General features: G+C 73.7%; 25 protein-coding genes, 1 pseudogene and 1 riboswitch. Of the genes and pseudogenes, 21 read left to right on the top strand and 5 right to left on the bottom strand.

Annotated features, from left to right (window positions below; genetic code table 11):
- Nucleotides 1-6 precede the first annotated feature (6 nt).
- The 4 genes from ACDF64_RS18090 to ACDF64_RS18075 form a co-directional block, all read right to left on the bottom strand.
- Nucleotides 7-438 carry a GNAT family N-acetyltransferase gene (locus ACDF64_RS18090; protein WP_394552731.1) on the bottom strand — a complete coding sequence of 144 codons (432 nt, stop codon included), beginning with the start codon at nt 436-438 and terminating at the stop codon, nt 7-9.
- 67 nt (nt 439-505) lie between these two features.
- Nucleotides 506-1,024, bottom strand: coding sequence for a CoA-binding protein (locus ACDF64_RS18085; protein ID WP_394555206.1), 519 nt, complete (start codon nt 1,022-1,024; stop codon nt 506-508).
- 98 nt (nt 1,025-1,122) lie between these two features.
- On the bottom strand, nt 1,123-2,433 hold the full coding sequence (locus tag ACDF64_RS18080; protein ID WP_394552730.1) for an O-acetylhomoserine aminocarboxypropyltransferase/cysteine synthase family protein: 1,311 nt from the start codon (nt 2,431-2,433) through the stop codon (nt 1,123-1,125).
- Between the two features lie 83 nt (nt 2,434-2,516).
- A complete protein-coding gene (locus tag ACDF64_RS18075; RefSeq protein ID WP_394552729.1) occupies nt 2,517-3,074 on the bottom strand; it encodes a cysteine hydrolase family protein in 558 nt (185 codons plus the stop codon).
- 148 nt (nt 3,075-3,222) lie between these two features.
- On the opposite strand from ACDF64_RS18075, the gene pnuC reads away from it, so the two are divergent.
- From pnuC to ACDF64_RS18015, 12 genes are all read left to right on the top strand, one after another.
- A complete protein-coding gene (gene pnuC, locus ACDF64_RS18070; RefSeq protein ID WP_394552728.1) occupies nt 3,223-3,912 on the top strand; it encodes a nicotinamide riboside transporter PnuC in 690 nt (229 codons plus the stop codon).
- Nucleotides 3,905-5,008 (top strand): AAA family ATPase, encoded by a 1,104-nt coding sequence (locus ACDF64_RS18065; protein ID WP_394552727.1) that lies wholly within the window; start codon nt 3,905-3,907, stop codon nt 5,006-5,008. The genes pnuC and ACDF64_RS18065 overlap by 8 nt, the downstream gene beginning before the upstream one ends.
- 9 nt (nt 5,009-5,017) lie before the next feature.
- Nucleotides 5,018-6,589, top strand: a complete 1,572-nt coding sequence (locus ACDF64_RS18060; protein WP_394552726.1) for an ATPase — start codon at nt 5,018-5,020, stop codon at nt 6,587-6,589.
- Nucleotides 6,586-7,311 (top strand): potassium transporter Kef, encoded by a 726-nt coding sequence (locus ACDF64_RS18055; protein ID WP_394552725.1) that lies wholly within the window; start codon nt 6,586-6,588, stop codon nt 7,309-7,311. The genes ACDF64_RS18060 and ACDF64_RS18055 overlap by 4 nt, the downstream gene beginning before the upstream one ends.
- Nucleotides 7,311-9,170: a VWA domain-containing protein gene (locus tag ACDF64_RS18050; protein WP_394552724.1), complete on the top strand. Its 1,860-nt coding sequence runs from the start codon at nt 7,311-7,313 to the stop codon at nt 9,168-9,170. The genes ACDF64_RS18055 and ACDF64_RS18050 overlap by 1 nt, the downstream gene beginning before the upstream one ends.
- Nucleotides 9,163-9,840: a phosphohydrolase gene (locus ACDF64_RS18045; protein WP_394552723.1), complete on the top strand. Its 678-nt coding sequence runs from the start codon at nt 9,163-9,165 to the stop codon at nt 9,838-9,840. Before ACDF64_RS18050 ends, ACDF64_RS18045 begins: the two co-directional genes overlap by 8 nt.
- The gene (locus ACDF64_RS18040) at nt 9,833-11,257 is read left to right on the top strand and encodes an AMP-binding protein (protein ID WP_394552722.1); all 1,425 of its coding nucleotides are present in this window, start codon (nt 9,833-9,835) and stop codon (nt 11,255-11,257) included. Before ACDF64_RS18045 ends, ACDF64_RS18040 begins: the two co-directional genes overlap by 8 nt.
- Before the next feature lie 9 nt (nt 11,258-11,266).
- Nucleotides 11,267-11,563 (top strand): antibiotic biosynthesis monooxygenase family protein, encoded by a 297-nt coding sequence (locus ACDF64_RS18035; RefSeq protein WP_394552721.1) that lies wholly within the window; start codon nt 11,267-11,269, stop codon nt 11,561-11,563.
- Between the two features lie 243 nt (nt 11,564-11,806).
- Nucleotides 11,807-11,873, top strand: a riboswitch (guanidine-III (ykkC-III) riboswitch).
- Between the two features lie 15 nt (nt 11,874-11,888).
- Nucleotides 11,889-12,218 carry a DMT family transporter gene (locus ACDF64_RS18030; RefSeq protein WP_394552720.1) on the top strand — a complete coding sequence of 110 codons (330 nt, stop codon included), beginning with the start codon at nt 11,889-11,891 and terminating at the stop codon, nt 12,216-12,218.
- Between the two features lie 226 nt (nt 12,219-12,444).
- On the top strand, nt 12,445-12,879 hold the full coding sequence (locus tag ACDF64_RS18025) for a hypothetical protein (RefSeq protein WP_394552719.1): 435 nt from the start codon (nt 12,445-12,447) through the stop codon (nt 12,877-12,879).
- Nucleotides 12,873-13,097, top strand: a complete 225-nt coding sequence (locus ACDF64_RS18020) for a helix-turn-helix transcriptional regulator (RefSeq protein ID WP_394552718.1) — start codon at nt 12,873-12,875, stop codon at nt 13,095-13,097. Before ACDF64_RS18025 ends, ACDF64_RS18020 begins: the two co-directional genes overlap by 7 nt.
- Nucleotides 13,098-13,102: 5 nt before the next feature.
- Entirely contained in the window at nt 13,103-14,233 is a 1,131-nt protein-coding gene (locus ACDF64_RS18015) for an NAD(P)-dependent alcohol dehydrogenase (RefSeq protein ID WP_394552717.1), read from the top strand.
- 103 nt (nt 14,234-14,336) lie between these two features.
- Here the strand turns inward: ACDF64_RS18015 and ACDF64_RS18010 are convergent, their stop codons facing one another.
- Nucleotides 14,337-16,004, bottom strand: a complete 1,668-nt coding sequence (locus tag ACDF64_RS18010; RefSeq protein ID WP_394552716.1) for a dolichyl-phosphate-mannose--protein mannosyltransferase — start codon at nt 16,002-16,004, stop codon at nt 14,337-14,339.
- Between the two features lie 49 nt (nt 16,005-16,053).
- Here ACDF64_RS18010 and rsmI point away from each other — a divergent pair, with 49 nt between their 5' ends.
- From rsmI to ACDF64_RS17965, 9 genes and pseudogenes are all read left to right on the top strand, one after another.
- Nucleotides 16,054-16,878, top strand: a complete 825-nt coding sequence (gene rsmI / locus ACDF64_RS18005) for a 16S rRNA (cytidine(1402)-2'-O)-methyltransferase (RefSeq protein WP_394552715.1) — start codon at nt 16,054-16,056, stop codon at nt 16,876-16,878.
- A gap of 86 nt (nt 16,879-16,964) precedes the next feature.
- Nucleotides 16,965-18,077, top strand: a complete 1,113-nt coding sequence (locus tag ACDF64_RS18000; protein ID WP_394552714.1) for an NADP-dependent oxidoreductase — start codon at nt 16,965-16,967, stop codon at nt 18,075-18,077.
- A gap of 75 nt (nt 18,078-18,152) precedes the next feature.
- The gene (gene metG, locus ACDF64_RS17995) at nt 18,153-19,712 is read left to right on the top strand and encodes a methionine--tRNA ligase (RefSeq protein ID WP_394552713.1); all 1,560 of its coding nucleotides are present in this window, start codon (nt 18,153-18,155) and stop codon (nt 19,710-19,712) included.
- Between the two features lie 57 nt (nt 19,713-19,769).
- Nucleotides 19,770-20,720, top strand: a complete 951-nt coding sequence (locus ACDF64_RS17990) for a TatD family hydrolase (protein ID WP_394552712.1) — start codon at nt 19,770-19,772, stop codon at nt 20,718-20,720.
- On the top strand, nt 20,720-21,607 hold the full coding sequence (gene rsmA, locus ACDF64_RS17985) for a 16S rRNA (adenine(1518)-N(6)/adenine(1519)-N(6))-dimethyltransferase RsmA (protein ID WP_394552711.1): 888 nt from the start codon (nt 20,720-20,722) through the stop codon (nt 21,605-21,607). The genes ACDF64_RS17990 and rsmA overlap by 1 nt, the downstream gene beginning before the upstream one ends.
- Nucleotides 21,608-21,630: 23 nt before the next feature.
- Nucleotides 21,631-22,194, top strand: a complete 564-nt coding sequence (locus ACDF64_RS17980; protein ID WP_394552710.1) for a DUF4287 domain-containing protein — start codon at nt 21,631-21,633, stop codon at nt 22,192-22,194.
- Between the two features lie 86 nt (nt 22,195-22,280).
- Nucleotides 22,281-23,237 carry a 4-(cytidine 5'-diphospho)-2-C-methyl-D-erythritol kinase gene (locus tag ACDF64_RS17975; protein ID WP_394552709.1) on the top strand — a complete coding sequence of 319 codons (957 nt, stop codon included), beginning with the start codon at nt 22,281-22,283 and terminating at the stop codon, nt 23,235-23,237.
- A 201-nt stretch (nt 23,238-23,438) separates the two neighbouring features.
- Nucleotides 23,439-23,907 (top strand): annotated as a pseudogene (locus ACDF64_RS17970) (ATP-binding cassette domain-containing protein); the annotation flags it as partial.
- A gap of 23 nt (nt 23,908-23,930) precedes the next feature.
- Nucleotides 23,931-25,307 (top strand): ABC-F family ATP-binding cassette domain-containing protein, encoded by a 1,377-nt coding sequence (locus tag ACDF64_RS17965; protein ID WP_394555204.1) that lies wholly within the window; start codon nt 23,931-23,933, stop codon nt 25,305-25,307.
- The last annotated feature ends 57 nt before the right edge of the window (nt 25,308-25,364 follow it).

Raw genomic sequence — 25,364 nt, 5'->3', positions numbered from 1 at the left:
GGCCGGTCAGATCCGCGGGTCGGCGCCGACCCGGAACATCCAGTCGTCGGGCCGGTCGACGGGCGCGAACCCGAACCGCTCGTACAGCCCGTGCGCGTCGCCCGTGATCAGCACGACGCGCTTCAGGCGCAGGTGGTCGAGTTCGGCCACGACGGACTCGACGAGCGCGATCCCGATGCCGTCGCCGCGCGAGCCCGGGTCGACGATGACGTCGCACAGCCACCCGAAGGTCACGCCGTCGGTCACGACGCGCGCGTAGGCGACCTGCGCGCCCGTGGCGCGGTCGTAGACCCCGAAGTTGAGCGACGCGTCGATCGCGGCATCCTGCGTCTCGCGACTCCGCCCGATCGCCCAGTACGCGTGCTCGCTCAGCCAGGCGTGCACGAGCGCGCGGTCGATCCGGGCGCGGTCGGTCGAGCAGTCGAATTCGCGGGTCATGGGTGACGAGCGTACCGACGACGACGGGGACCCGCGTGCGGGTCCCCGTCGTCGTGTCCGCGTCGGGTCAGCGGAGGGTCTTGCGGCTCGTGATCTGGCCGGTGTCGAAGCCGAGCAGGTGCAGGCCGCCGTGGAAGCGGGCGTGCTCGACCTTGATGCAGCGGTCCATGACGACGGTCAGGCCCTGCTCCTCGCCGTAGTACGCGGCATCCTGGTTCCAGATGCCCAGCTGCACCCAGATCGTCTTCGCGCCGGACGCGACGACCTCGTCGACCACCTGCGGGATGTCGCTGCCGCGGCGGAACACCACGACGATGTCGGGCACCTCGGGCAGGTCCTTGAGGCTCGCGTACGCCGGCTGGCCGAGGATCTCGGTCTCCATCGGGTTCACGAAGTACAGGCGGTAGTCGCTGGACTGCTGCAGGTACGTGCCCACGAAGAAGCTCGACCGCTGCGGCTTCGGCGAGGCGCCGACGATCGCGACCGACTTCGCCGCGTTCAGGATGCGCAGGCGCTGCTTCGCGTCGGGGCCGACCCATGTGCGCTGCGAGCGCAGGAGCTTCGCGAGCGGCGAGCTCGCCGGCAGCTCGCAGCTGAGGCCGTTCGCGAGGCGGACGGTCTCGAGGTCGGCGTCGGCGACCTCGGTCGTCAGCGTGTCGGCGTCGTGCTGAGCCTGTCGCAGCGTCATCGTGCACCTCCGGTCGCGCCGGCCTGAGTGGCCTGAGTGAGCGCCTGGTCGAGATCGTAGATGATGTCGTCCGCGTCCTCGATGCCCACCGAGAGGCGGATGACGCCGGGCAGCACGCCCGCGTCGACGAGCTGCTGCTCGGTGAGCTGCGCGTGCGTGGTCGACGCCGGGTGGATGATGAGCGTCTTCGCGTCGCCGATGTTGGCGAGGTGCGAGGCGAGGTTCACCGACTCGATGAGCTTCTGGCCGACCTCGCGGCCGCCCTTCACCTCGAAGCTGAACACCGAGCCCGGGCCGAGCGGCAGGTACTTCTGCGCGCGGTCGTGGTGCGGGTGGCTCGGCAGGCCCGCCCAGAACACGCGCTCGATGCGCGGGTCCTGCTCGAGCCACTCGGCGACCGTACGGGCGTTGTCGATGTGCGCCTGGATGCGGTACGGCAGGGTCTCGACGCCCTGCGCGAGCAGGAACGCCGAGTGCGGTGCGAGCACCGGGCCGATGTCGCGCAGCTGCTCGGCGCGCAGGCGCGTGAGGAACGCGTACTCGCCGAAGTTGCCGCTCCACTCGAGGCCGCCGTAGCTCGGCACCGGCTGGCCGAACAGCGGGAACTTCTCGGAGTGCCAGTGGAACCGGCCCGACTCGACGACGACGCCGCCGAGGGTCGTGCCGTGCCCGCCGAGGAACTTCGTCGCCGAGTGCGTGACGATGTCGGCGCCCCACTCGATCGGGCGGTTGAGGTACGGGGTCGCGATCGTCGAGTCGACGATGAACGGGATGCCGTGCGCGTGCGCGACGTCGGCGAGCGCCTCGAGGTCGGCGATGCCGCCAGACGGGTTCGCGATGGTCTCGACGAACAGCGCCTTGGTCTTGTCGGTGATCGCCGCCGCGTAGTCCTCGGCGTCGAAGCCCGCGACGAACGTCGTCTCGACGCCGAACCGGCGGAGCGTGACATCCAGCTGCGTGATCGAGCCGCCGTAGAGGTTGGCGCTCGCGACGATGTGGTCGCCCGCGCCGACGAGCGACGCGAAGGTGATGTACTGCGCGGACAGGCCCGACGCGGTCGCGACGGCGCCGAGGCCGCCCTCGAGGCTCGCGACGCGCTCCTCGAAGCTCGCGACCGTCGGGTTCGCGAGGCGCGAGTAGATGTTGCCGTACTTCTGCAGCGCGAAGCGCGCGGCGGCATCAGCGGTGTCGTCGAAGACGAACGCGCTCGTCTGGTAGATCGGGAGGGCGCGCGCGCCGGTCACCTGGTCGGGGATGTTTCCCGCGTGGATCGCACGCGTCTTGAAGCCGTATTCGCGGTCTGCCATGCCGATCAGGTTAACCGGGCGGGGTCGGGCCGCCGTCCACGCGCCGTCATGCGGCGAAACGGATCGCGACCCGGCTCGACGGCTTACCCGACCAGCGACTCCGTCGCGACGACCTCGGCGAAGCCGCCGCCGTGCAGGTTCACGGCCGTCGCCCGCGCGAGGTCGGCCGCGGCGATCCGCTCGCCGTCGGGGCCCTCGAGGTCGAACGTGTGCGTGGCGTCGAGCGGCACGGCGACCTCGTAGCCGAGGTTGCCGGCCATGCGCGCGGTCGTCTCGACGCACATGTTGGTCTGGATGCCGCAGACCACGAGCGATCGGATGCCCCGGTCCCCGAGCCAGCCGTGCAGGTCGGGCTGCCCGTAGAACGCCGAGTTGACGTGCTTCGTCACGAAGAGGTCGTGCGGGGCATCCGCCACGACCGCCTTCAGCGCATTGCCGGGCGCGCCCGGCGCGAGCGGCGAGCCGGCCGAGCGCGAGTCGTGGCGGACGAGCACGATCGGTCGGCCCGCGGCCGACCAGGCGTCGACGAGGCGGCCGATGTTCGCCTCGGCATCGGGGTTGTCGCGCGCGCCCCACACGGGCGAGTCGAAGCCCTGCTGCACGTCGATCACGATGAGGGCGGTGTCGGGGGTGAGGTCCATGCGTCCATCCTGCGGCAGGGCGGCGGTCGCGGCGGGGTGCCGGGACTGCCGCCGTTCGTCGGAATGCTGCCGACCGGGCCGACCGTTGTCGACCGTGCCGACCGGGCGCCCGCACGCCCGGCCGTGCCCGATTCCGTAGGCTGTCGCGGTGATCGAATGGCTGGCGGCCCACTGGGCCGAGGTGCTCGGCTTCGCGACCGGCGCCGTGTGCGTCGTGCTCGCCGGCCGCCGCAACGTGTGGAACTACCCGATCGGCATCGCGAACAACCTCGTGTTCCTCGTGCTGTTCGCGACCTCGGGCCTGTACGCCGCGGCCGCGCTCCAGGTGGTCTACCTCGCATTCGGCGCGCACGGCTGGTGGCGCTGGACTCGCGGTGTCGAGCACGACCCCGGATTCATCGCGAGGACGCCGCGACGCCAGGCCGCATGGCTGGTCGTCGCCGGGGTCGCCGGCACCGCCGTGCTGTGGTGGGTGCTCTCGACGTTCACCGATTCGCAGGTCGCGCTCGCCGACGCGGCGACGACCGCCGCGAGCCTCGTCGCCCAGTACCTGCTGAACCGCAAGCGGATCGAGAACTGGGCGGTCTGGATCGCCGTCGACGTCGCGTTCGTCGGCCTCGCGATCGCGACCGGGCTCTGGATCACCGCGGTGCTCTACGCCGGCTTCATCGTGATCTGCGCGGTCAGCCTGCGGTCCTGGCTGCGCGTCGAGCGCGAGCAGCGGGCGTCGGCAGTGGCCGGGTCGGGCGCGGCCGGGTCGGATGCGGCCGGGTGGGACGCGGCCGGGTCGGACGCGGCCGGGTCGGATGCCCCGGAGCGGGTGCCGTCCGGTGGCTGAGTTCCGGCACGGCCTGGTCATCGGCAAGTTCTACCCGCTGCACGTCGGGCACTCGCACCTGATCCGTTCGGCGCTCCGCGCGTGCGACGCCGTCACGGTCGAGGTGCTGGGCTCGAGCGTCGAGTCGATCCCGTACGGACTGCGTGCCGCGTGGGTGCGCGAGGAGCATCCGACGGCGCGCGTCGTCGCCGCGCTCGACGACCTGCCGGTCGACCTGGGATCGGATGCCGCGTGGCAGGCGCACACCGCCCTCATCGCCGCGCTCGCGGGCGGCTCCGCCGCCGGGCGCGTCGACGCGGTGTTCTCGAGCGATGCCTACGGCGAGGAGCTCGCGGCGCGCCTCGGCGCGACCTGGGTGCAGGTCGACCCGGGCCGCCGGGTGAACCCGATCTCGGGCACCGCGGTCCGGGCCGCGCCGGCCGAGCGCTGGTACGAGCTCCCGTCGGCGACGCGGGCCGGACTCGCGGCGCGCATCGTCGTCCTCGGCGCCGAGTCGACGGGGTCCACGACCCTCGCGTCGGCCCTCGCCGAACGGCTCGGAACCGAGTGGGTCCCGGAGTACGGACGCGAGTACTCGACGGCCAGGGACGGCGGGCTCGACGCGCCGTGGCGGAGCGACGAGTTCGACCTCGTCGTCGATCGGCAGCTCGCGCTCGAGCAGGCGGCGCTGCGCCGCATCCCCGCCCCGGTGCTCGTCTGCGACACCGACGTGCTCGCGACCGCGATCTGGCACGAACGCTACGTCGGGCGGCCGGCGCCGCGCATCCTCGCGCGGGCCGACGCACACCGCCCCGACCTGTACGTGCTCACGGGCGACGAGATCGCGTTCGTGCAGGACGGCCTCCGCGACGGCGAGCACCTCCGCCACGGCATGCAGCAGCGGTTCCGCGACGTGCTCGCCGCCCGGACCGTGCCCTGGATCGAGGTCCGCGGCTCGGTCGCCGAGCGCGTCGACGCCGCGCTGCCCGCGATCGAGGCCGCCGTCGCCGCCCGGCTCGCGTTCGAGCGACCGCTCGACGCTCGTCCGGTCGCCGAACAGGAGGCCCTGCTCCGTTCGGTTGTGGAACGCGCGGGCGGGGTCGCGCGGGCGGGCTAGGCTGGCGCGATGTCCGATCGCTGGCACCGGCTCTCCGTTTCCCCCACCGCACCGATCGGCACCGACGGATCCGGGTCGATCACGGCCGAGGACCTCTTCCTCGAACCCGCCGCGGCCGCCCCGCCGGAACTCGACGAGAAGCTGCGCCGGGCCTACTACTGGATCGTCAACCGCGCCGTCATCTCGCCGTACTACGACCTCGAGTTCTCGGACGGCGCGCCGGTCGCGTTCGCCCTCGGCGACGCGGGCGCCGAGCTGACGCTGCCCAGCGATGCATCCTTCTCGTCCAACGTGCTCATGCCGCTCATCACGTTCGCCGTGGGCGGCAAGTGCCTCCTCATCGGCGGCCCGGGCCGAGGCAAGACCACCGTCGCCGTCCTCATGGGCGTGCTCGCGGGATCCACCCCCGACGACGTGCGCCGCGGCGTCCAGCAGGGCCACCCGCAGCTCGGCGTCAGCGACCTGGTCGGCATCCCGCTGCCCCGCGACCTCATGCAGGCCGAACGACTCGCCGACATCCGGATCGCGTGGCGCGAGTGGCTCTCGCGCCCCGTGAAGATCGTCGACGAGTACAACCGGATCCCGACGAAGACCCAGTCGGCGCTGCTCACGATGGTCGCAGAGGGATACGTCGAGAGCCACGACCAGATGCTCCGCACGAACCCGGACGGCGGCGTCGAGAGCTGGTACTTCACCGCCAACGACGACGCGGGCGGCGGCACGTTCGCGGTGATCCAGGCGCTGCGCGACCGGATGGACGTCACGGTCCCGGCCTCCGGGTTCAACGCGCACTTCTTCGACGAGCTCGTCGCGCGCGTGGAGGCGGGCGAGAAGCCCGAGGAGCACGTGCCCGCCGAGCTCGTGTTCACCGCCGACGAACGGGCCCGCATGCGCGCGGAGATCCGCGCGCTGCCGCTGCCGTCCGCGGTGCGCCGGCAGTTGGAGTTCTTCTTCGGCCAGTTCGAGTTCGTGCAGCACGGCGGGCGCCGGTTCGAGTACCGCACGAAGGACACCGTCGCGACCGGCGGCGGCCGGGTCGCCGAGGTCATCGAGCAGAACTCGGGCGCCGACCTCGAGGCCGACCTCGGCGCGCAGACCCTCAACGGACTCTCGGTGCGACCGCTGCAGACGCTCATCATGTACGCGAAGGCGATGGCCTGGTTCCGCGGGCGCGGCGCGGTCGGACTCGACGACGTCGCCGCGGTGCTGCCGTTCGCGCTGCGCGGGAAGCTGCTGCCCAACCCGACGCATCCGCGCTTCGACGTCGGCGCAGAGCGCGAACTCGCGACCGACCAGATGAGCTGGCTGGCCGACCTGTTCGCGCAGTCGCGCCGGCAGTTCGCGGCGCTCGGCCTCGCGCAGGACGACCCGATCGCCGACCTCCTGCACCAGCTCGACGCCGGCCTCGAGGGGCTGAGCGCGATCGAGGCGTCGCGGCGCATCACGGCGATCGAGTCGCGCGTCCGCGAGATCGCGTCGACCGGCAAGCTCTACGGGCGCAACTTCGACGACCTGACCGCGCTCAAGTACCTCCACCAGCGCTACACCGCCTACCTGCGATGGGCGGAGCGCGCCGGATGATCACGCGTCCCCGCGTCGTCCCCGATGAGTCGTACCCCCCGCTGCTCGCACCGGATCCCGCGGCGCAGGCGCGCGCGTTCGACGCGCTCGCCGCGGCGGGCCTCGATCCCGCTCTCGCCACGGGCAACGTCGTGCGCCGGGGCGGTCGCGAGCGCACGTTCCGTGCGGCGCTCGGCGCCGGCGTCGCCGCCCGTCCGACGCCCGGCGCACCGGACGACGGAGCGCCGGCCTGGTCGCGTGAGGCACTGCTCGACCTCGCCTCGGTCGCGGGCTGGCGCGCCGGGGTCGTGGCCCTGCGCGAGGACGCGCTCGCGCGGTGCGAGGCCGGGCGATGGGATGCCGAGTGGGCCGTGGTCGCCGCCGGGGTGCTCGGCGTCGAGGCATCCGATCTCGACGAGTTCCTCGACCGCCAGGCGACCGATCGGTTCTGGTGGCCCGGGCGTGCCGCGGTCGACGGGTTCGTCTGGTCCGCCGGCGGGTTCGAGGGATTCGGCGACGCCTGGATCGCACCGCCCGCGCAGTGGCATCCGCTCGACGAACCCGGCGCGTTCGCCGTGCTCGCGGGCGGCGAGTGGTGGCGCATCGACGGCGACGTCTGGGGGTGCCGGCTCGCGCGGGCCGAGGCCGCGGACACCGGCGCGGCCGACGGCGTCCCGGGCGTGACGCTCGTGCTGCGGCCCGACACCCACGTCGCGTGGCTGCGGGCGACGGGACTCGCCTGATGGGCGCGCCCCAGCACGCCGATGCGCCGGTGCCGCTCGACGACGAGGCGCGCGCGGCCTGGGCCGCGGCGCTCGGGCTGTGGCGTGTCGAGATGCACGAGCCCGAGCTGCGGCCCGGCGCGGGCGCCGAGCGAGGGGCGGCGGCCTGGTTCGGGTTCCCGCCCGCGATCACCGTCGACCCGGTGCAGCTCGCGGCCGACGGCATCGGCGACGAGCTCGAGTCGGTGTTCGCGCACGAGCTCGGCCACCACGTCCTCGCGCCGAGCACGCGGATCGACTCGTTGAAGATCCGCCACCAGATGGGGCGCGCGCTGGTCGCGTCGGGCGGCGGGGAGGATGCCGGGCGGCAGGCCTACCTCGCGAACCTGTGGAGCGATCTGCTCGTGAACGCGCGCGTCGCCGAGCTCCAGCGCCGCGCGGGATCCGGCACCGGTGAACCGGGGCTCGTCCGCATGATGCGCCGGATGTCCCAGCAGTCGTTCGACGCCCCGGACCGGCTCTGGTGGGTGTACCGGCGGACCTACGAGCTGCTGTGGCGGCGCCCGCCGGGCACCATGTGCCCGCCCGAACCCCCAGAGCTGCCAGCCCGCGAGGCCGCACCGACGGGCGCGGGCGGCATCATCGACGTCACGAAGGTCCCCGAGCGATTCGCCGACCGGGAACGGGAACTGCAGGAGGCGCGGGCGGCCGCCGACCGCATCGAGGACCGGCTCATCGAACTCGCCATGACCCGACCCGAGCTCGACGCCACGCTCATCGCCGAGACGGTGCGCTCGTTCGCGCTCGACCCGGTCTCCGGCGCCCTCCGGTTCGGCATGGTCGCCGCCCCCTACCTCGTCGAGCTCGACCGGCTGCTCGGGCGCGCCGCGCAGCCCGGGTCGTTCGGCATCGGGGTGTGCGACGGCGACGAGGGCGAGGCATCCGCCGACGAGACGGGCCGGATCCTCGCGGACCGGCGGCTGCACGAGCGGCCGGTCGATCCGCGGGAGGCCGCGGCCCGCGGCGGCGCCTCCGGGGGTCCGGCCACCGGGCAGGGGTACGGCACCGCCGACACGCGCGGGCTGTACGACGCATCCGCGGTCGCCGAACTCGTCGAACGGTACCGGCTGGACGCGGCCCGCTGGGTGCGCCCGTTCACCCAACGCCGCGAGGCGCGCCCGTCGATCGAGCTCCCGGGACCCGCCGAGGTGTGGGAGGTCGGCGACGACCTCGCCGACCTCGACTGGCCGTCCACGATGCAGGGTGGCACGACGCCCATCCCGGGCGTCACGACGCGCCGTCGGAGCTGGATCGAGGGCGACCCCGAGCCGGTCGAGACCGCCCTGGACCTCGACCTGTACATCGATTCGTCGGGATCGATGCCGAATCCCGTCACCGGATCGCCCGCGGTCCTCGCGGGCACGATCCTCGCGCTCTCCGTGCTGCGCGGGGGCGGGCGCGTGCGCGTCACGAGCTTCTCGGGGCCGAGCCAGGTCGCCGGGACCGGGTGGTTCCTGCGCGACCCGAAGCCGGTCATCGAGGGGCTCGCGACCTTCTTCGCGGGCGGGACCTCGTTCCCGCTCGACCTGTACGGTGCGCGGTACGCGCAGCTCCCGCAGCTTCGCGACGGCGAGCGGCGGCACGTGGTCGTGCTCTCCGACGAGGGGCTCGACTCCATGTTCGGGCGGTGGAACGCGGGGTTCGAGCATGTCGCGGCCGACGTGCGCACGAAGCTCACCTCGGGCACGCTCCTCCTGCTCGATCCGCGGCACCACGTCGAATCGATTGCGGCGGCGGCGGGCTACGACGTGATCTACCTGGAATCGATGGACGACGCACCGGCCGCGTGCGTGCGGCTGGCGGAGGTGCTGCATGGCTGAACCCGACGAACGCCTCGCTCGCTGGACGGAGCGCGCCGGCGACGAGGAGGCGCGCTGGGCGTCGCTCGTGCCCGGGCCGCCCGTCGCCGCGGTCGCCGCCCGCCTCTCGAGCGTCCCGCGCCCGTTCCTCGATGATCGCGTGCGGCTCGCGGCGCTCGCCGTCGACGTGCTCGGCGCGGCGGGTGCGGCGGGACTCGCGTGCCTCGCGTTCGCGGACGAGCCCGCCGTGCGGACGGGCGCCGCCATCGGGCTCTGGGTGCTCGCAGGCGAGGAGCTCGTCGAGCCGTTCGAGCCCGCGCTCTCCGCGAGTAGAGACCCCGCGAGTCGCGACCCGGCGAGTCGCCGCCGCGCGGGGCACGACCGATCGGATGACGCGCTCGCGGTCGACGCCCTGGCCCTCCGGGTCGCGAGCGCGAGCGATCCGCTCGACTGGCTCTCCGACGGCACCCGACGCGAGGAGGCCGCCCGAACGATGCTGTTCTGGTGCGGCCGCCTGCCGGCCGGCGAGGACGCCGAGACCGCCCGCTCGATGCTCGCCGCGCTCGACTCGCTCGCGCAGAACCGCGCGCTCGCCGAGGCGTACGCCGAGCACCGGCACCGCGCCGAGGTCGCGCGTCGCCTCGCCGAGGCTCGCGCGAAGGAGGCGGCTGCGAGGTACTCGCGTGAGTGAGCGCGACGAGGCCGACCCGCTCGCGCTGCCCGAGTACGCTCCGGGTGCGACGGCGGTGCTGGGCGACGCCGAACGGTGGCCGACGCTCGACTCGGCCGGCGCCGCCCGCCTGGCACGGCTTCGGCACCATCCGCACGCACCCCGCTGGGTGCACGCGACGGGCGACCGGCTCACCGCCGAGCAGGTCGAGCGCACGAGGCATCCGCTGCCCGTCGACGGGTGGCTCGACGAGCACCTCGCCGCGGCACGCGGGCTGCTGCACTACCGGGGCCGCGGGGACCTCGCCGAGCTCGCGGACTTCCCGACCATCGCGCGCGCCGACCTCGCGCGCGACATCGCGTCGTTCGTGCCGCTCGACGCCGACTTCGGCCGGATGGTCCAGGGCTCCAGCTCGGGGTCGACCGGTGCGGCGCTCGTGATCCCCGACGACGTCGAGGAGGTCGCCAGGGGCTTCCACCTGCTCGTCGACCTCGTCCGCGCGACCGGCGTCGACTGGCGACCGGACGGCGAGCGGATGGCCCTCGCGCACGTCGTGCACCAGCGCACGGCGTTCACGTACGCGTCGGTGATCAGCGGGTTCGGGCAGCGCACGATGGCGCGGGTGAACCTGCACCCGGCCGACTGGCAGGATGCCTCGTCGCGCCGGGCGTTCCTCGTCGACCAGGACCCGCAGGTGATCACGGGCGACCCGACGAGCCTCGCCGAGCTGCTCGAACCGGACCTGCGCGACGCCGTGCGGCCGCTCGCGCTGTTCTCCGGGGCCATGGCGTTGTCGGGTCCGCTGCGCAGCGACCTCGAGCGGGCGTTCGCGTGCCCCGTCTTCGACGTGTACGGCCTGCACGAGACCCGGCCGATCGCCGTGCGCACCGACGACGGCCCGTTCCGCGTGCTGGATCGGCGCGTGCTCGTCGAGACGCTCGACGAGGCCGGCCTGCCGGTTCCCGAGGGCGAAGTCGGCGAACTGGTCGTGACCGCGGGGGAGAACCCGCTCCTCCCGCTCGTGCGCTACCGCACGGGCGACTTCGGACGGCTCGTCCGCCTCCCCGACGGCGCCGTCGGGATCGCTGACCTGGAGGGCCGCGAGCACACCCGGTTCGTCGCCGGCGACGGCCGTTCCGTTCCCTGCGTCGACCTGACGCAGGTGCTGCAGGCCCACGGCGCGGCCGGGTGGACGGTCGAGCAGGATGCCGCGGGAGACGTGCGGGCGAGCATCGCGGGCGGCGACCCCGTGGCGGTGCGCCGCGCGCTCGAGGCCCTGCTCGGCAGGCCCGTGCCGCTGCGCCGGGTGGATCGGCTCATCGACCTCGGCGAGGGCAAGCCGCGGCGCTACCGGAGCTCGGCCGTGCCCGGGTGGGCGACGACGGCCCCGGCGGTGACGGCCCCGGCGTCGACGGCCCCGACGTCGCCGCCTCGATAGGCTCGCCCGATGATCCTCGAGCACGCGATCCTGCCTGTCGTCCCCGGCCGCGAGGCCGCGTTCGAGTCCGCATTCGCCGAGGCATCCGCGATCATCTCCTCGATGCCGGGGTTCGTCGACCTGACGCTGTCGCGCTCGCTCGAGACGCCGAACGAGTACCTGCTGCTGGTCCACTGGGACAGCGTCGAGGCCCACGACCCCGGGTTCCGGGGGTCGCCGGAGTACCAGGAATGGCGCCGGCTGCTGCACGGGTTCTACGAGCCGTTCCCCGTCGTCGAGCACTTCGCGCGGGTGCTCGGGGCCTGACCGGAGTCGGGCCCCGTCGGGCGCACGGGTCCGGCGCGGGTCCTCGGGACCTGACCGGAGTCGGGTCCCGTCGGGCGCACGGGTCCGGGCGCGGGTGCTCGGGGCCTGACCGGAGTCGGGCCCCGTCGGGCGCACGGGTCCGGGCGCGGGTCCTCGGGACCTGACCGGCGTCGGGTCCCGTCGGGCGCACGGGTCCGGGCGGAGGTGCACAGGGCCTGATCAGGCCGCGTTGCTAGCCTGAGGGCACGTCGCGCACGGTGCGACGCCGGACGAGGGCACCCAGTACCCGGAACGCGACAAGACTGGCACGTTGGAGTGATCGGTCATGGCGTGGGTCGTGCTCATCCTGTCGGGTGTCCTGGAGGCGGTCTGGGCGACCGCGCTCGGCAAGTCGGAGGGCTTCACGAGGCTCTGGCCGTCGGTGGTGTTCGGCGTCGCGCTCATGGCGTCGATGGGCGGGCTCGCGTGGGCCATGCGTGACATCCCGACCGGCACCGCCTACGCGGTCTGGGTCGGCATCGGCGCGGCCCTCACGGTCGTCTGGGCGATGGTCACGGGCGACTCGGATGTCTCGTGGCTGAAGCTGCTGCTCATCGCCGGGCTCGTGGGATGCGTCGTCGGCCTGAAGTTCGTCGACGGCGGGGCCGGTCACTAGCTCGTTCTGGCGCAGCGCTGCCCGTGCGCCCCCGTCATACCCGCGGCACCCCGCCCGCGTCGGAATCCAACCCCGGCGTCGGAAGCACGTCACGGAGGGCTTCGAGCGCCGCGAACTGCTTCCAACAAGATCGGCACCACCGCCGCGATGTCAAGAATTCTTGACTTCATGTCAAGGAAGGCGTACGTTCGGCGGTGTCAAACATTCCTGACATCCGGAGGGTCTCATGTCCTACGAGGAGAAGGGCGTCTGGTCGTTCCTCGTGATCGCCGTCGTCGGGTACGGCGTCTACCTCGGGCTGGTGCTGTCGCCGCTCGCGACCGGCACGGCGCCGACCGACGTCGACTGGGTCGCGCCCATGGTCTGGACGATCGGCGGCGCGATCCTCGCCGGCATCGTCCTGCGGATCCTGCTCGAGATCGTCTGGCCGAGCGAGGGGCGCACCGCCGACCAGCGCGACCGGGAGATCGAGCGCACCGGCGAGCGCGTCGGCAACTCGTTCGTCGTGATCGGCGCCATCGCCGCGCTGGTCATGTGCTGGTTCGAGCTCGACTGGTTCTGGATCGCGAACGCGATCTACCTGTGCTTCGTGCTCTCGGCGATCCTCTCGTCGGTCACGCGACTCGTCGCCTACCGGCAGGGCGGGTTCCAGGAATGGTGAAGCCGACCCGGGTGACCAACGCGATCCGCGCGCTGCGCTTCGCCCACGACGAGATGACGCAGGCCGAGCTCGCGAAGCGCATCGGCGTCACGCGCCAGACCGTCATCGCCATCGAGCAGGGACGCTACTCGCCGTCGCTCGAACTGGCGTTCCAGATCGCGAGGGTGTTCGGCGTGGGACTCGACGACGTGTTCCAGTTCCCGCCGGAGGGGGAGTGAACGAGATGGACGGCACCATGGACCGGGGCGTCCGCACCGCGATGCGGGCGGTCGTGCAGCACCGCTACGGCGGACCCGACGTGCTCGGGATCGAGGTGGTGGGCGTGCCGCAGCCGAAGCCCGGGGAGCTCCTCGTCGCGGTGCACGCCGCCGACGTGGCATCCGGCGACGTCCGCGTGATGCGCGGCGAACCGAAGCTCATGCGCCTGTTCTTCGGGCTCCGGCGCCCGCGGGTGCCGACCGTCGGGCGCGACATCGCCGGCACGGTCGCCGCCGTGGGGCCGGGCGTCACCCGATTCGCCGTCGGCGACCGCGTGTGCGGCGAATCCGCGCAGGGCGGGTGGGCCGAGTTCGCGGTGCTGTCCGAGGAGTTCGCGGTGCGGGTTCCCGAGGGCATGGGCTTCGCGGATGCCTCGACCCTGCCGGTCTCGGCCGGCACGGCCCTGCAGGGGCTCCGGCTCGCGGGCATCGCGCCGGGGCATCCGGGCGACGAGCGCGACGAGCGTGACGAGCGTGACCAGCGCGACGCGGGCGACGAGCGCGACGCGGGCGACCGGCCCGACGCGACCGCGACCGCGACCGGGGCTCGCGGCGGCGGACGCCCGCACGTCCTCGTGATCGGGGCGTCGGGCGGTGTCGGATCCTACGCCGTGCAGCTCGCGGTCGAGGCCGGGTGCGAGGTCACGGGCGTCTGCAGCGCGTCGAAGTCGGCGCACGTGCGCGCGCAGGGCGCGGCGCGCGTGCTCGACCGCGCGGGCGACTGGGCCGCGGGCGAACCCGACGGCGCGTACGACGCCGTGTTCGACCTCGCCGGTGCGCAGTCGCTCGGCGAGCTCGCCCGGCTCGTGCGCCGGGGCGGCACGGTCGTGCTCTCGGCCGGCGGCGGCGACGGCCTCCTCGGCCCGATCCCGCGGCTCATCGGCGCGCTCGTCCGCTCGCCGTTCTCGCACGCACGGCTGGCCCCGCTCGCCGCGGTGCGCAACGCGGACGACCTGGCGGCGCTCGTCGGGCTCCTCGCCGACGGCCGCCTGCACGCGCCCGTCGAGCGGGTCGTCCCGCTCGCGGACGCCGCTGCCGCCGTCCGCGACCACCTGGCCGGCCGGGTCGCCGGCAAGCTCGTGCTCGCCGTCGCCTGAGCGCGCGCGGCACGGCCGGCCCGCCTCGGCCTCGCCCCGGACCCCCGGCTTAACCGCGGTCCCCGGCTCAACCCCGGGCCCCGGCTCAACCCCAGGCTCCGGCTCAGCCCCAGCTCGGCAGCCAGAAGTGCAGCTGCCGGAAGAACGGGTCGATGGGAATCGCGGCCCAGATCGGGTAGAAGAACGCCGACACCGCCACGACCGCGCCGACGTAGATCGCGACGATCGCGATGCCCTGCCGGCGGCGCTCGGACGGGTCGTCGCGCGTGCCGAGGATCACCGCGAGCACGAACGCGAGCCCGAGCACGAGGTACGGCTCGAACGCGATCGAGTAGAACTGGAACACCGTGCGGCCGATGTACGCGAGCCAGGGCAGGTACGACGCCGCGAGGCCGAGCAGGATCAGCCCGACCTGCCACTGCCGGTACCGGGCGAACCGGTACACGAGGTAGCCGAGCGCGATCGTGCCGCCCCACCAGATGAGCGGGTTGCCGATGCCCATGACCGAGGCGACGCACGTCGAGCCGCCGCAGTCCAGTTCGCGGTAGTACATGTTCGTCGGGCGGCCCATCACGAGCCACGTGAGCGGGTTCGACGCCCACGGGTGCGTCGCGTGCAGCCCGACGTGGAAGGTGTACGCCGACTGGTGGTAGAACCACAGGCTCTGCAGCCAGTGCGGCGCCCAGGCGAACAGCCCGGTCGCCTGGTGCGCGGGGTCGAGCGCCCAGGTGCGGTAGTACCCGCCGTCGGTGAGCAGCCAGCCCGCCCAGGATGCCCCGTACACGACGAGCGCGACGGGGACGAGCAGCACGAACGTCGCCGGGGCCTGCTTGAGCAGGGCGCCCGTGAGCCAGAACGGCAGGCCCGCGCGCCGCCGTGCGAGCGCGTCGACCGCGACGAGGTACAGCCCGAACGCGGCGAGGAACCACACGCCCGACCACTTCACGGCGCACGCGGCGCCGAACGCGACGCCCGCGGCGACCACCCACGGCCGGTTCCAGATCACGGGCCCGTAGTGGGGTTCGAGGCCGGCCGCGTGGAGGCGGTCGAGGCGGTCGTCGAGCCGCCGGCGCGACGGGTCGCGGTCGAGCAGCACGAACCAGAAGCCGACGAGGAGGAACAGCATGACCCAGTTGTCCAGGAGCGCCACCCGGCTCATCACGATCGCGTTGCCGTCGACCGCGAGCAGGAGGCCGGCGACCACCGCGATGACCGTCGTGCCGATGAGCCGGCGGGCGACCACCGACACGAGGAACACCGCGATCGTGCCGGCGAGCGCGGTCGTCGCGCGCCACCAGAACGCGTCGCCCGCGCCGAACGCGGCCATCCCGAGGCCGATGAGCCACTTGCCGAGGGGCGGGTGCACCACGTACGCGGGATCCTGCAGGAACCCCATCACGTCGCCGGACGCGAAGCTCCCGTCGAAGTCGTCGGGCCAGCGCGCCTCGTAGCCGAGGTGCCAGAGCGTCCACGCGTCCTTCACGTAGTACGTCTCGTCGAAGATGAGCGACTGCGGGTTGCCGAGGTCCCAGAAGCGCAGCACGGCCGCGAGCAGCGTGACCGCGATCGGCCCTCCCCAGTACCAGAGCGCCCGACGCCGCGGGGTCGACAGCAGGCGCGCCCACCGGTCGTCGAGCCGCGAGCCGCGCACGACGCGGTCGAACCATGGCTCGGATGCCTCGGATGCCTCGGATGCCTCGGCCTCGTCGCCGTCCCGGGCGTCGACGGGCGCCGGCACGGGCACGGCGGCGGTGTCCCGGTCGGCAGTCATGCGCCCAACCTTAAGCCAGTCGCCCAGCAGGGCGCGCCAGACTGGACGCATGATCATCCTCGGCGCGACCCCCATCGGCAACCTCGGCGACGCCTCGGCGAGGCTGCGCCAGGCGCTCGAGGACGCGACGGTCGTGGCATCCGAGGACACGCGCGTGACCCAGCGCCTGCTCGCGGGCCTCGGCATCGCCAACCGGCCGCGCCTCTTCGCGCTGCACGAGCACAACGAACGGCAGCGCGCGGGCGAGGTCGTCGAGCTCGCGCGCGACGGCGACGTGCTCGTGCTCACCGACGCCGGCATGCCGACCGTCTCCGATCCCGGCTTCCCCCTCGTCCAGGCCGCGATCGCGGCCGGCGTCGAGGTCACCGCGATCCCCGGGCCGAGCGCGCCGGTCACGGCGCTCGCGCTCTCGGGGCTGCCCACCGACCGGTTCGCGTTCGAGGGCTTCCTGCCGCGCAAAGGAGGCGACCGGGCGCGCCTGCTCGCCGAGCTCGCGACCGATCGGCGCACGCTCGTGTTCTTCGAGGCGCCGTCGCGGCTCGCGCAGGGGCTCGCCGACCTCGCGACCGCGTTCGGCGCCGACCGGCCGGCCGCGGTCTGCCGCGAGCTGACGAAGCTGCACGAGGAGGTCCGGCGCGGCACGCTCGCCGAGCTCGCGACCTGGGCCGAGGGCGGCGTGCGCGGCGAGATCTGCATCGTGGTCGGCGGGGCGCCGGTGGTGGCCGCCGACCCGGCGGGCGCGCTCGAGCGCGTGCTCGCGCTCGTCGACGGAGGGGCGCGCCTGAAGGATGCCTCGGCCGAGGTCGCCGCGGCGACCGGACTGGGCCGGCGCGAACTGTACGAGTCCGCGCTGGCCGCGCGCAAGGGGTCCTGAATCGGGAGCCGCCGAGCCCGTTCGGGGGAGAATGGGAGACGGCCCGCCGGGTCGTGCGCACGACCCGCGGGTCGTGGAGGTGCGAGATGGCCCACGCAGTCCAGTACGCCGCGTACGGCGGCCCCGAGGTGCTCGAGGTCGTCGAGATCCCGACGCCCGAGCCGCGCGCCGACGAGGTGCTCGTCGAGGTGTTCGCGGCCGGCGTGAACCCCGTCGAGAGCGTCGAGCGGCGCGGCGAGTCCGTGCCCCACGAATCCCTCCCACGCCGGCCCGGCCGCGAGTTCGCGGGCACGGTCGTCCTGGCCGGTCCCGACGTCCTCCGCTTCGACCGCGGCGACGACGTGATCGGCCGCGTCGACCGGGGCGGGCTCGCGACCCACGTCGTCGCGCGCGAGGACCGCATCGTCCGCCGCCCGCCCGGCGTGTCGTGGGAGGTCGCCGGCGCGCTCCCGGTCGCGGGCACCACCGCGTGGCGCGCCGTGGAGGGCCTCGGGCTCACGCCCGACGACACCGTGGTCGTGACGGCCGCCGCGGGCGGGGTCGGCTGCCTCGCGGCCCAGTTCGCCCGGCTGCGCGGCGCGACCGTGCTCGGCACGTCGGCGGACTCCCGGTTCGACTTCCTGCGCCAGTTCGGCGTCATCCCGCTCGCCTACGGGCCGGACCTCGCCGGCCGCGCGTCGACCGCGGCGACCGCCGCCGGCGGACGGCGCGTGACCGCGTTCCTCGACTTCCTGGGCGGCGAGGCCGCGGAGGCGTCGCGCCTCGGCGTGCCGGCCTCGCGCACCCTGACCACGCTCGACCGGCTCGCGGTCGAGGGCGGCATGGCGACCGTCGTCGACCCGGGAGACCGGTACGACCTCGAGCGGGTGGTCGCGGCGGTGGCCGAGCATCGGGTGCGGCTCCCGATCGCGGACGTCTTCCCGCTCGCGGAGGTCGGCGACGCGTACCGCGCGCTCGACCGCCGGGACGCCCCGGGCAAGATCGTGCTCGGCATGCGCATCGTCGACTACCGCGGCCAGCACGTGCGGGTGACGGCGCTGAAGGAGCAGGACCTCACGCTCGGCGTGCCGACGCCGCACGACCAGCTCGAGGTCGAGGAGGCCGTGCCGGCCGCGATCCTCGACGGCAGCGTGCGGCGTCGGCACCGCGAGGAGCGCGCCGACGCGGCATCCGCGGCCGACTCGGAGCCCTCGGGCTAGCGCGCCGCGCCGCGCCGCGCTCGAACGCCCGTCACGCGGCGGGCGGGGCATCCGCTCGCCCGTAGGATTGGAGGCATGGCCCAAGCCTCCTCGTTCTATATCACCACGCCCATTTTCTACGTGAACGACGTGCCGCACATCGGCCACGCGTACACGGAGGTGGCCGCCGACGTCGTCGCGCGCTGGCACCGCCAGGCGGGCGAGGACACGTGGATGCTCACGGGCACCGACGAGCACGGGCAGAAGATCCTGCGCACCGCGACCGCGAACGACGTCACCCCGAAGGAGTGGGCCGACAAGCTCGTCGCGGAGGCGTGGAAGCCGTTGCTCGAGACCGTCGACATCGCGAACGACGACTTCATCCGCACGACCGACGAGCGCCACGAGCGCAACGTGCAGAAGTTCCTGCAGAAGCTCTACGACGACGGGCACATCTACACGGGCGAGTACGAGGGCTACTACTGCGTCGGCTGCGAGGAGTACAAGCAGGAGTCCGAGCTCGTGCCGGGCGCGGGCGAGTACGAGGGGCAGCTCGTCTGCGCGATCCACTCGAAGCCCGTCGAGCTCCTGCACGAGAAGAACTACTTCTTCCGCACCTCGGCCTTCGCCGAGCGGCTGCTCGCCCTCTACGAGGAGCGGCCCGACTTCGTGCAGCCCGAGTCGGCGCGCAACGAGGTGCTCGGCTGGGTCCGCTCGGGGCTCAGCGACCTCTCGATCTCGCGGTCGACGTTCGACTGGGGCGTGAAGGTCCCGTGGGACGAGTCGCACGTCGTGTACGTCTGGTTCGACGCGCTGCTGAACTACATCACGGCCGCCGGCTACGGCCAGGACGACGCCGAGTTCGCGCGCCGCTGGCCCGCCCAGCACCTCGTCGGCAAGGACATCCTCCGGTTCCACGCGGTGATCTGGCCGGCGATGCTCATGGCCGCGGGCCTCGAGGTCCCGCGCGGCGTGTTCGGCCACGGCTGGCTGCTCGTCGGCGGTGAGAAGATGTCGAAGTCGAAGCTCACCGGCATCGCGCCGAGCGACATCACCGACACCTTCGGGTCGGACGCGTTCCGCTACTACTTCCTCCGTGCGATCTCGTTCGGGCACGACGGCTCGTTCTCGTGGGAGGACCTCTCGGCCCGCTACCAGGCCGAGCTCGCGAACGGGTTCGGCAACCTCGCGTCCCGCGTGATCGCGATGGTCAACCGGTACTTCGACGGCGTCGTCCCGCAGGCGGGCGAGCGGTCGGCCGCCGACCTCGAGATCGCCGCGATCGAGCGACGCGCGACGGATGCCTCGTGGGCGGCCGTGAACCGGACCGCGATCCACGAGGCCATCGGCGCGGTCTGGGAGCTCGTCGAGGCGCTGAACGGCTACATCACGGCCGAGGAGCCGTGGGCGCTCGCGAAGGACCCGGCGAACCGCGAACGGCTCGAGACCGTGCTCGCGACCGCCTACCACGGCCTCGGCACGCTCGCGGTGCTGCTCTCGCCGGTCCTGCCGAAGGCGACCGCGAAGCTGTGGAGCGCGCTCGGCGGCGCCGGGACGGTCCAGGAGCAGCGGATCGACCTCGCGTACGACTGGGCCGTCGGCGAGCGGGTCGGCACGCTCGAGGCGCTGTTCCCGCGCATCGAGGCGACCGAGTGAGGGGGTCTCGAGACGCGTCCGACTCCGTCGGGCGCTCCTCGACCACCAGGGGGTCGCGTGGCTGAGCACCTCCGCTCCCGCTCCGATGGCGCGCGCGACGGCAAGCCGGCGCCCGAGTACCCGCCTGCGCCCGAGCCGCTCGCGGTTCCGGTCTACGACAACCACACCCACCTCGAGATCGCCGACGGCGCGCTGCCGCTCGACGTCCACGAGCACCTCGAGCGCGCGGCCGCGGCCGGCATCGCGGGCGCGGTACAGGTCGGCACCGACGTCGCCACGAGCCGCTGGTCGGCCGACGTCGCCGAGCGCGAACCGCGCCTGCTCGCGGCGGTCGCGCTCCACCCGAACGAGGCGCCCGAGCTCGAGGCGTCCGGAACCCTCGACGACGCGCTCGCCGTGATCGACGAGCTCGCCGCGCGCCCGCGCGTGCGCGCGATCGGCGAGACCGGCCTCGACTGGTACCGCACGGGGGAGGACGGCCGCCCCGCGCAGTTCCGAGCCTTCGAGGCGCACATCGACATCGCGAAGCGGCACGGCCGCGCGCTGCAGATCCACGACCGCGACGCGCACGACGACGTCGTCGCGACGCTCCGACGCGTGGGCGCCCCCGAGCGCACGGTGTTCCACTGCTTCTCGGGCGACGAGGAGCTCGCCCGGCTCGCGGCATCCGAGGGCTGGTACCTCTCGTTCGCCGGGAACGTGACGTTCAAGAACGCCGCGAACCTGCGCGAGGCGCTGCTGGTCGCGCCGCGCGACCGCATCCTGGTCGAGACGGATGCCCCGTACCTCACGCCCGTCCCGCTCCGCGGGCGGCCGAACGCGCCCTACCTCGTGCCGCACACCGTGCGGTTCATGGCCGAGGTCCTGGGCGCCGACCTCGACGAGCTCTGCGCGGACCTCGCGTCGAACACGGTCCGCGTGTACGGCTCGTGGCAGGATGACCCCGTGACCGACGACGACGCCGTGGACGGCGGGGGATCCGGGCGCGCCGACGGGGGCGCGGCCTGATGCACCGGCACGAGCTCGCGGGCCAGCCGTCGCAGCCGAGGCTGCTCGGCCCGGCCGAGATCCGCGACCTCGCGGGCATCCTCGACGTCACGCCGACCAAGAAGCTCGGCCAGAACTTCGTGCACGACGGCAACACCGTGCGCCGCATCGTGCAGGCCGCGGGCGTGCAACGGGGCGAGACCGTGCTCGAGATCGGGCCGGGCCTCGGCTCCCTCACGCTCGGGCTGCTCGAGGCCGGGGCATCCGTCACCGCGGTCGAGATCGACGGGCGGCTCGCCGCGCAGCTGCCGCACACCGCGTCGGTGATGCAACCGGGCACCGACCTCCGCGTCGTGCACGCCGATGCGATGAAGGTGACCGAGCTGCCGGGCGACCCGCCCGTGCGGCTCGTCGCGAACCTGCCGTACAACATCTCGGTGCCCGTGCTCCTGCACCTGCTCGAGCACCTCCCGTCGCTCGCGTCGGGCGTCGTCATGGTGCAGGCCGAGGTCGGCTACCGGCTCGCGGCCGGGCCCGGCTCGAAGGTGTACGGGGGGCCGAGCGCGAAGGCGGCGTGGTACGGCGACTGGCGCATCGCCGGCCAGGTCTCGCGGATGGTGTTCTGGCCGGTGCCGAACGTCGATTCCGTGCTCGTCGGATTCGACCGGCGCACGCCGCCCGGCGACCCGGCCGGGACCGAGGAGGAGCGCCTGGCGACGTTCGAGGTGATCGACGCGGCGTTCCAGCAGCGGCGCAAGATGCTCCGGCAGTCGGTGTCGGGCGTGCTCGGCGGTTCGTCGGCCGCGGCGTCGGCGGTGCTCGAGCGTGCGGGCGTCGACCCGCAGGCGCGCGGCGAGCAGCTCGAGATCGGCGACTTCCTGCGGATCGCGCGCGCTGCGCGGAGCTGAGCCGCCGCGCTACGGTTGGCCGCATGGGGGAGCGGGGATCCGTCGCGGGCAGCGGCCGTGTCGTGGGCGAGGAGGCCGTCGTCGCTGCGACGGGCCGGCCGCGCGACGAGTGGTTCGCCGTGCTCGACGCCGCGGACGCCACGACGTGGCGGCACCGCGACGTCGCGGCGTGGCTCGTGGTCGAGCACGGGGTCGAGCCGTGGTGGGCGCAGCACCTCACGGTCGGGTACGAGCAGTCGCGGGGCATCCGACGGCCGGGCCAGCGGCAGGACGGCACGTGGGAGGTGAGCGTCTCGCGCACGGTCCCGCTCGAGAAGGTCGCCGCGCTCCGCGCGCTCGCCGAGGTGGTCGAGCGCGAGACCGGCGTCGCGCCGCTCGCGATCAACGACACCGCGAAGCATCCGACCGCCAGGTTCCCGCTCGAGGGCCGCGAGTTCGTGCTCGCGACCGCGACCGAGGTCAGCGCCGGGCGGGCGTCGCTCACGCTCACGCGCGGGCGGATGCCGGACGGCGACGTCCTCGAGGCGGCCAAGGCGGAGCTGCGCGGATGGCTTGCCGTCGCAGCCGGACCGGCCGGAGGGGCATGACGATCGCGACCTGCAGGCATACGACGATCGCGGCGAGGCCAGCGCTGCGCGGTCTCCCGGGTCGCGTGCTCGGCTAGCGTGGGGGCATGACGATCGCGGCGACCGACGAGGCGGTACACGTCCGGGCGCCCGGCAAGATCAACCTGTTCCTGCGCGTCGGCGCGCTGGAGGACGACGGCTACCACGACCTCGCGACCGCCTACCAGGCCGTCTCGCTGTACGAGGACGTGCGCGCGTGGCCCGCCGACGAGATCACCGTGGAGTTCGTCGGCCCGGTCGACACGTCCGGGCTCCCGACCGGCCCGACCAACCTGGCTGTGCGCGCCGCGAAGCTCCTCGCCCGCACGGCGGGCGTCCCGGGCGGCGTCCACCTCCAGATCTCGAAGCAGGTCCCGATCGCGGGCGGCATGGGCGGGGGATCCGCGGATGCCGCGGCGACGCTCGTCGCGTGCGACGCGCTGTGGGGCACCGCGCTGCCGCGCGAGGAGCTGCACCGACTCGCGGCCCAGCTCGGCGCGGACGTGCCGTTCGCGCTCGCGGGCGGCACGGCCATCGGCACCGGGCGGGGCGACCGGCTGAGCCCGGCGCTCGCGACGGGGTCGTTCCACTGGGTGCTCGTGCCCGCCGACCACGGCCTGTCGACGCCCGCGGTGTACCGCGAGCTCGACGTGCTGCGCGAGGAGTGGGTGGCCGAGGGCGTCGATGCGTTCGCGCCCGGCGCCGCGCCCGACGGTCCGCCGGCGGTCGACGCCGAGGTGCTGCAGGCGCTCCGCGCGGGCGACCCGGCCCGGCTCGGGGCATCCCTGCAGAACGACCTGCAGTTCGCGGCGGTCCGGCTCGCGCCGGGCCTGCAGGACGTGCTCGACCTCGGCGAGAGCGTCGGCGCGCTCGCCGGCATGGTCTCGGGGTCGGGTCCGACGCTCGCGTTCCTCGCGCCCGACGCCGAGTCGGCGATCGAGCTGCAGGTCGGGCTGTCGGCCGCGCGGCACATGGCGCTGCACGTCCACGGGCCCGTGCCGGGGGCGCGCATCGTCCACGGCTAGGCTCGTCCGGTCAGGGCGCCCGGCTGGGCTCGTCGGGTCGTGGCGGATCTCCTGGGCCCGCTGGAGGCGCGATGCGCCTCCACCTCGGGTTCGGGTGCGCCCGACTAGGCTCGTCGGGTCATGGCGGATCTCCGGGGCCCGCTGGAGGCGCGATGCGCCTCCACCTCGGGTTCAGGTGCGCCCGACTAGGCTCGTCGGGTCATGGCACATCTCCTGGGCGCCGAGCGCCTGCACCTCGAGTTCCCCACCCGCACCGTCTTCGGCGAGGTGACCCTCGGGCTCGACGAGGGGCAGCGGATCGGCATCGTCGGCCGGAACGGCGACGGCAAGTCGACGCTGCTGAAGCTCCTGGGCGGTCGGCTGGAGCCGGACGCCGGACGGGTGACGCAGCGGCGGGGCATCCGCATCGGCATGCTCGACCAGGCCGACACGGTCGACCCGTCGGCGATCGTCGCGGATGCGGTCGTGGGCGGCATCGAGGAGCACGTGTGGGCGGGCGACGCGAAGGCGCGCGACGTGATCGCGGGCCTGCTGGCGGATGTCCCGTGGCAGGGGCGCGTGGGCGACCTCTCGGGCGGCCAGCGTCGCCGGGTCGCACTCGCGGCGCTCCTCGTCGGCGACTGGGACGTGCTGTTCCTCGACGAGCCGACGAACCACCTCGACGTCGAGGGCATCGCGTGGCTCGCCGCGCACGTGAAGCAGCGCTGGGCGCCCGGCCAGGGCGCGCTCGTGGTGGTCACGCACGACCGGTGGTTCCTCGACGAGGTCTGCACCGACACGTGGGAAGTGCACGATGGCATCGTCGAGCCGTTCGAGGGCGGCTATGCGGCGTACATCCTGCAGCGCGTCGAGCGCGACCGGATGGCCGCGGCATCCGAGGCGAAGCGCCAGAACCTCATGCGCAAGGAGCTCGCGTGGCTGCGCCGCGGCGCGCCCGCGCGCACCTCGAAGCCGAAGTTCCGCATCGACGCCGCGAACCAGCTCATCGAGAACGAGCCGCCCGTGCGCGACCAGGTCGAGCTCAGCCGCCTCGCGGTCAGCCGGCTCGGCAAGGACGTCGTCGACCTGCTCGACGCGGGCGTCGAGTACCCGGCGCCGGGCGGCGGCACGCGCACGGTGCTGCGCGACGTCGAGTGGCGGATCGCGCCGGGCGAGCGCACCGGGATCCTCGGCGTGAACGGCGCCGGCAAGTCGACGTTGCTGGGGCTCGTCACGGGCGCGGTCGAGCCGACGAGCGGGCGCGTGAAGCGCGGGAAGACCGTGAAGGTGGCGACCCTCACGCAGGAGCTCGCGGAGCTCGCCGAGTGGAGCGAGCACCGCGTGAGCGCGGTCGTCGCCGAGCTGCGCTCGAGCTACCAGGTCGGCACGGGCTCGAAGGCGGTCGAGCTCTCGCCGGGGCAGCTGCTCGAGCGGCTCGGCTTCTCGAACGCGCAGCTCGCGACACCGGTGAAGAACCTGTCCGGCGGGCAGAAGCGCCGCCTGCAACTGCTGCTGATCCTGTTGCAGGAACCGAACGTGCTCATCCTCGACGAGCCCACGAACGATCTCGACACCGACATGCTCGCCGCGATCGAGGACCTGCTCGACTCGTGGCCGGGCACGCTCCTGGTCGTCTCGCACGATCGATACCTGGTCGAGCGCGTCACCGACCAGCAGTACGCGATCCTCGACGGCCACCTGCGGCACCTGCCGGGCGGCGTCGAGCAGTACCTCGAGCTGCGGAAGCGAGCGGATGCCACGGGCGGGGCGCCCGGGTCGTCGTCGTCGTCGTCCCGGGGCGCGGCCGCGGCCGTCGCGTCGTCGTCGGCGTCCGCGTCCGGCGGGGCATCCGTCGCTCCCGCGCTCGCCGGGGCCGACCGACGCGCGGCCGAGAAGGAGCTCGCCTCGCTCGACCGGCGCCTCGAGAAGCTGCAGTCCCAGATCGTCGCGCAGCACGAGAAACTCGCCCGGCACGACCAGTCCGACTACGTCGGGCTCGGCGCGCTCGGCGACGAGCTCTCGGCCCTCGAGGGGTCCGTGGCCGACCTCGAGACGCGTTGGCTCGAAGTATCCGAGGCGTTGGAGTCCTGATCCCGCAGGATCTGTGACGCGGTGCGTCACCGGCGTCCGGCGCGCGTAGATCCTTCA

The organism is Agromyces sp. MMS24-JH15, from assembly GCF_043518605.1.
Taxonomy (GTDB): domain Bacteria; phylum Actinomycetota; class Actinomycetes; order Actinomycetales; family Microbacteriaceae; genus Agromyces.
This window is presented reverse-complemented; position numbering and strand designations above follow the sequence as displayed.

Bases quoted from the DNA above. Each gene is read 5' to 3' on its own strand.
- ACDF64_RS18060 (WP_394552726.1), top strand. From the start codon at position 5,018: ATGTCCGATCGCTGGCACCGGCTCTCCGTTTCCCCCACCGCACCGATC.
- metG (WP_394552713.1), top strand. From the start codon at position 18,153: ATGGCCCAAGCCTCCTCGTTCTATATCACCACGCCCATTTTCTACGTG.
- ACDF64_RS18050 (WP_394552724.1), top strand. From the start codon at position 7,311: ATGGGCGCGCCCCAGCACGCCGATGCGCCGGTGCCGCTCGACGACGAG.
- ACDF64_RS18030 (WP_394552720.1), top strand. From the start codon at position 11,889: ATGGCGTGGGTCGTGCTCATCCTGTCGGGTGTCCTGGAGGCGGTCTGG.
- ACDF64_RS18020 (WP_394552718.1), top strand. From the start codon at position 12,873: ATGGTGAAGCCGACCCGGGTGACCAACGCGATCCGCGCGCTGCGCTTC.
- ACDF64_RS18055 (WP_394552725.1), top strand. From the start codon at position 6,586: ATGATCACGCGTCCCCGCGTCGTCCCCGATGAGTCGTACCCCCCGCTG.
- ACDF64_RS17980 (WP_394552710.1), top strand. From the start codon at position 21,631: ATGGGGGAGCGGGGATCCGTCGCGGGCAGCGGCCGTGTCGTGGGCGAG.
- ACDF64_RS18080 (WP_394552730.1), bottom strand. From the start codon at position 2,433: ATGGCAGACCGCGAATACGGCTTCAAGACGCGTGCGATCCACGCGGGA.
- ACDF64_RS17975 (WP_394552709.1), top strand. From the start codon at position 22,281: ATGACGATCGCGGCGACCGACGAGGCGGTACACGTCCGGGCGCCCGGC.
- rsmA (WP_394552711.1), top strand. From the start codon at position 20,720: ATGCACCGGCACGAGCTCGCGGGCCAGCCGTCGCAGCCGAGGCTGCTC.
- ACDF64_RS18015 (WP_394552717.1), top strand. From the start codon at position 13,103: ATGGACGGCACCATGGACCGGGGCGTCCGCACCGCGATGCGGGCGGTC.
- ACDF64_RS18090 (WP_394552731.1), bottom strand. From the start codon at position 438: ATGACCCGCGAATTCGACTGCTCGACCGACCGCGCCCGGATCGACCGC.
- ACDF64_RS18000 (WP_394552714.1), top strand. From the start codon at position 16,965: ATGGCCCACGCAGTCCAGTACGCCGCGTACGGCGGCCCCGAGGTGCTC.
- rsmI (WP_394552715.1), top strand. From the start codon at position 16,054: ATGATCATCCTCGGCGCGACCCCCATCGGCAACCTCGGCGACGCCTCG.
- ACDF64_RS18045 (WP_394552723.1), top strand. From the start codon at position 9,163: ATGGCTGAACCCGACGAACGCCTCGCTCGCTGGACGGAGCGCGCCGGC.
- ACDF64_RS18010 (WP_394552716.1), bottom strand. From the start codon at position 16,004: ATGACTGCCGACCGGGACACCGCCGCCGTGCCCGTGCCGGCGCCCGTC.
- ACDF64_RS18035 (WP_394552721.1), top strand. From the start codon at position 11,267: ATGATCCTCGAGCACGCGATCCTGCCTGTCGTCCCCGGCCGCGAGGCC.
- ACDF64_RS18025 (WP_394552719.1), top strand. From the start codon at position 12,445: ATGTCCTACGAGGAGAAGGGCGTCTGGTCGTTCCTCGTGATCGCCGTC.
- ACDF64_RS18075 (WP_394552729.1), bottom strand. From the start codon at position 3,074: ATGGACCTCACCCCCGACACCGCCCTCATCGTGATCGACGTGCAGCAG.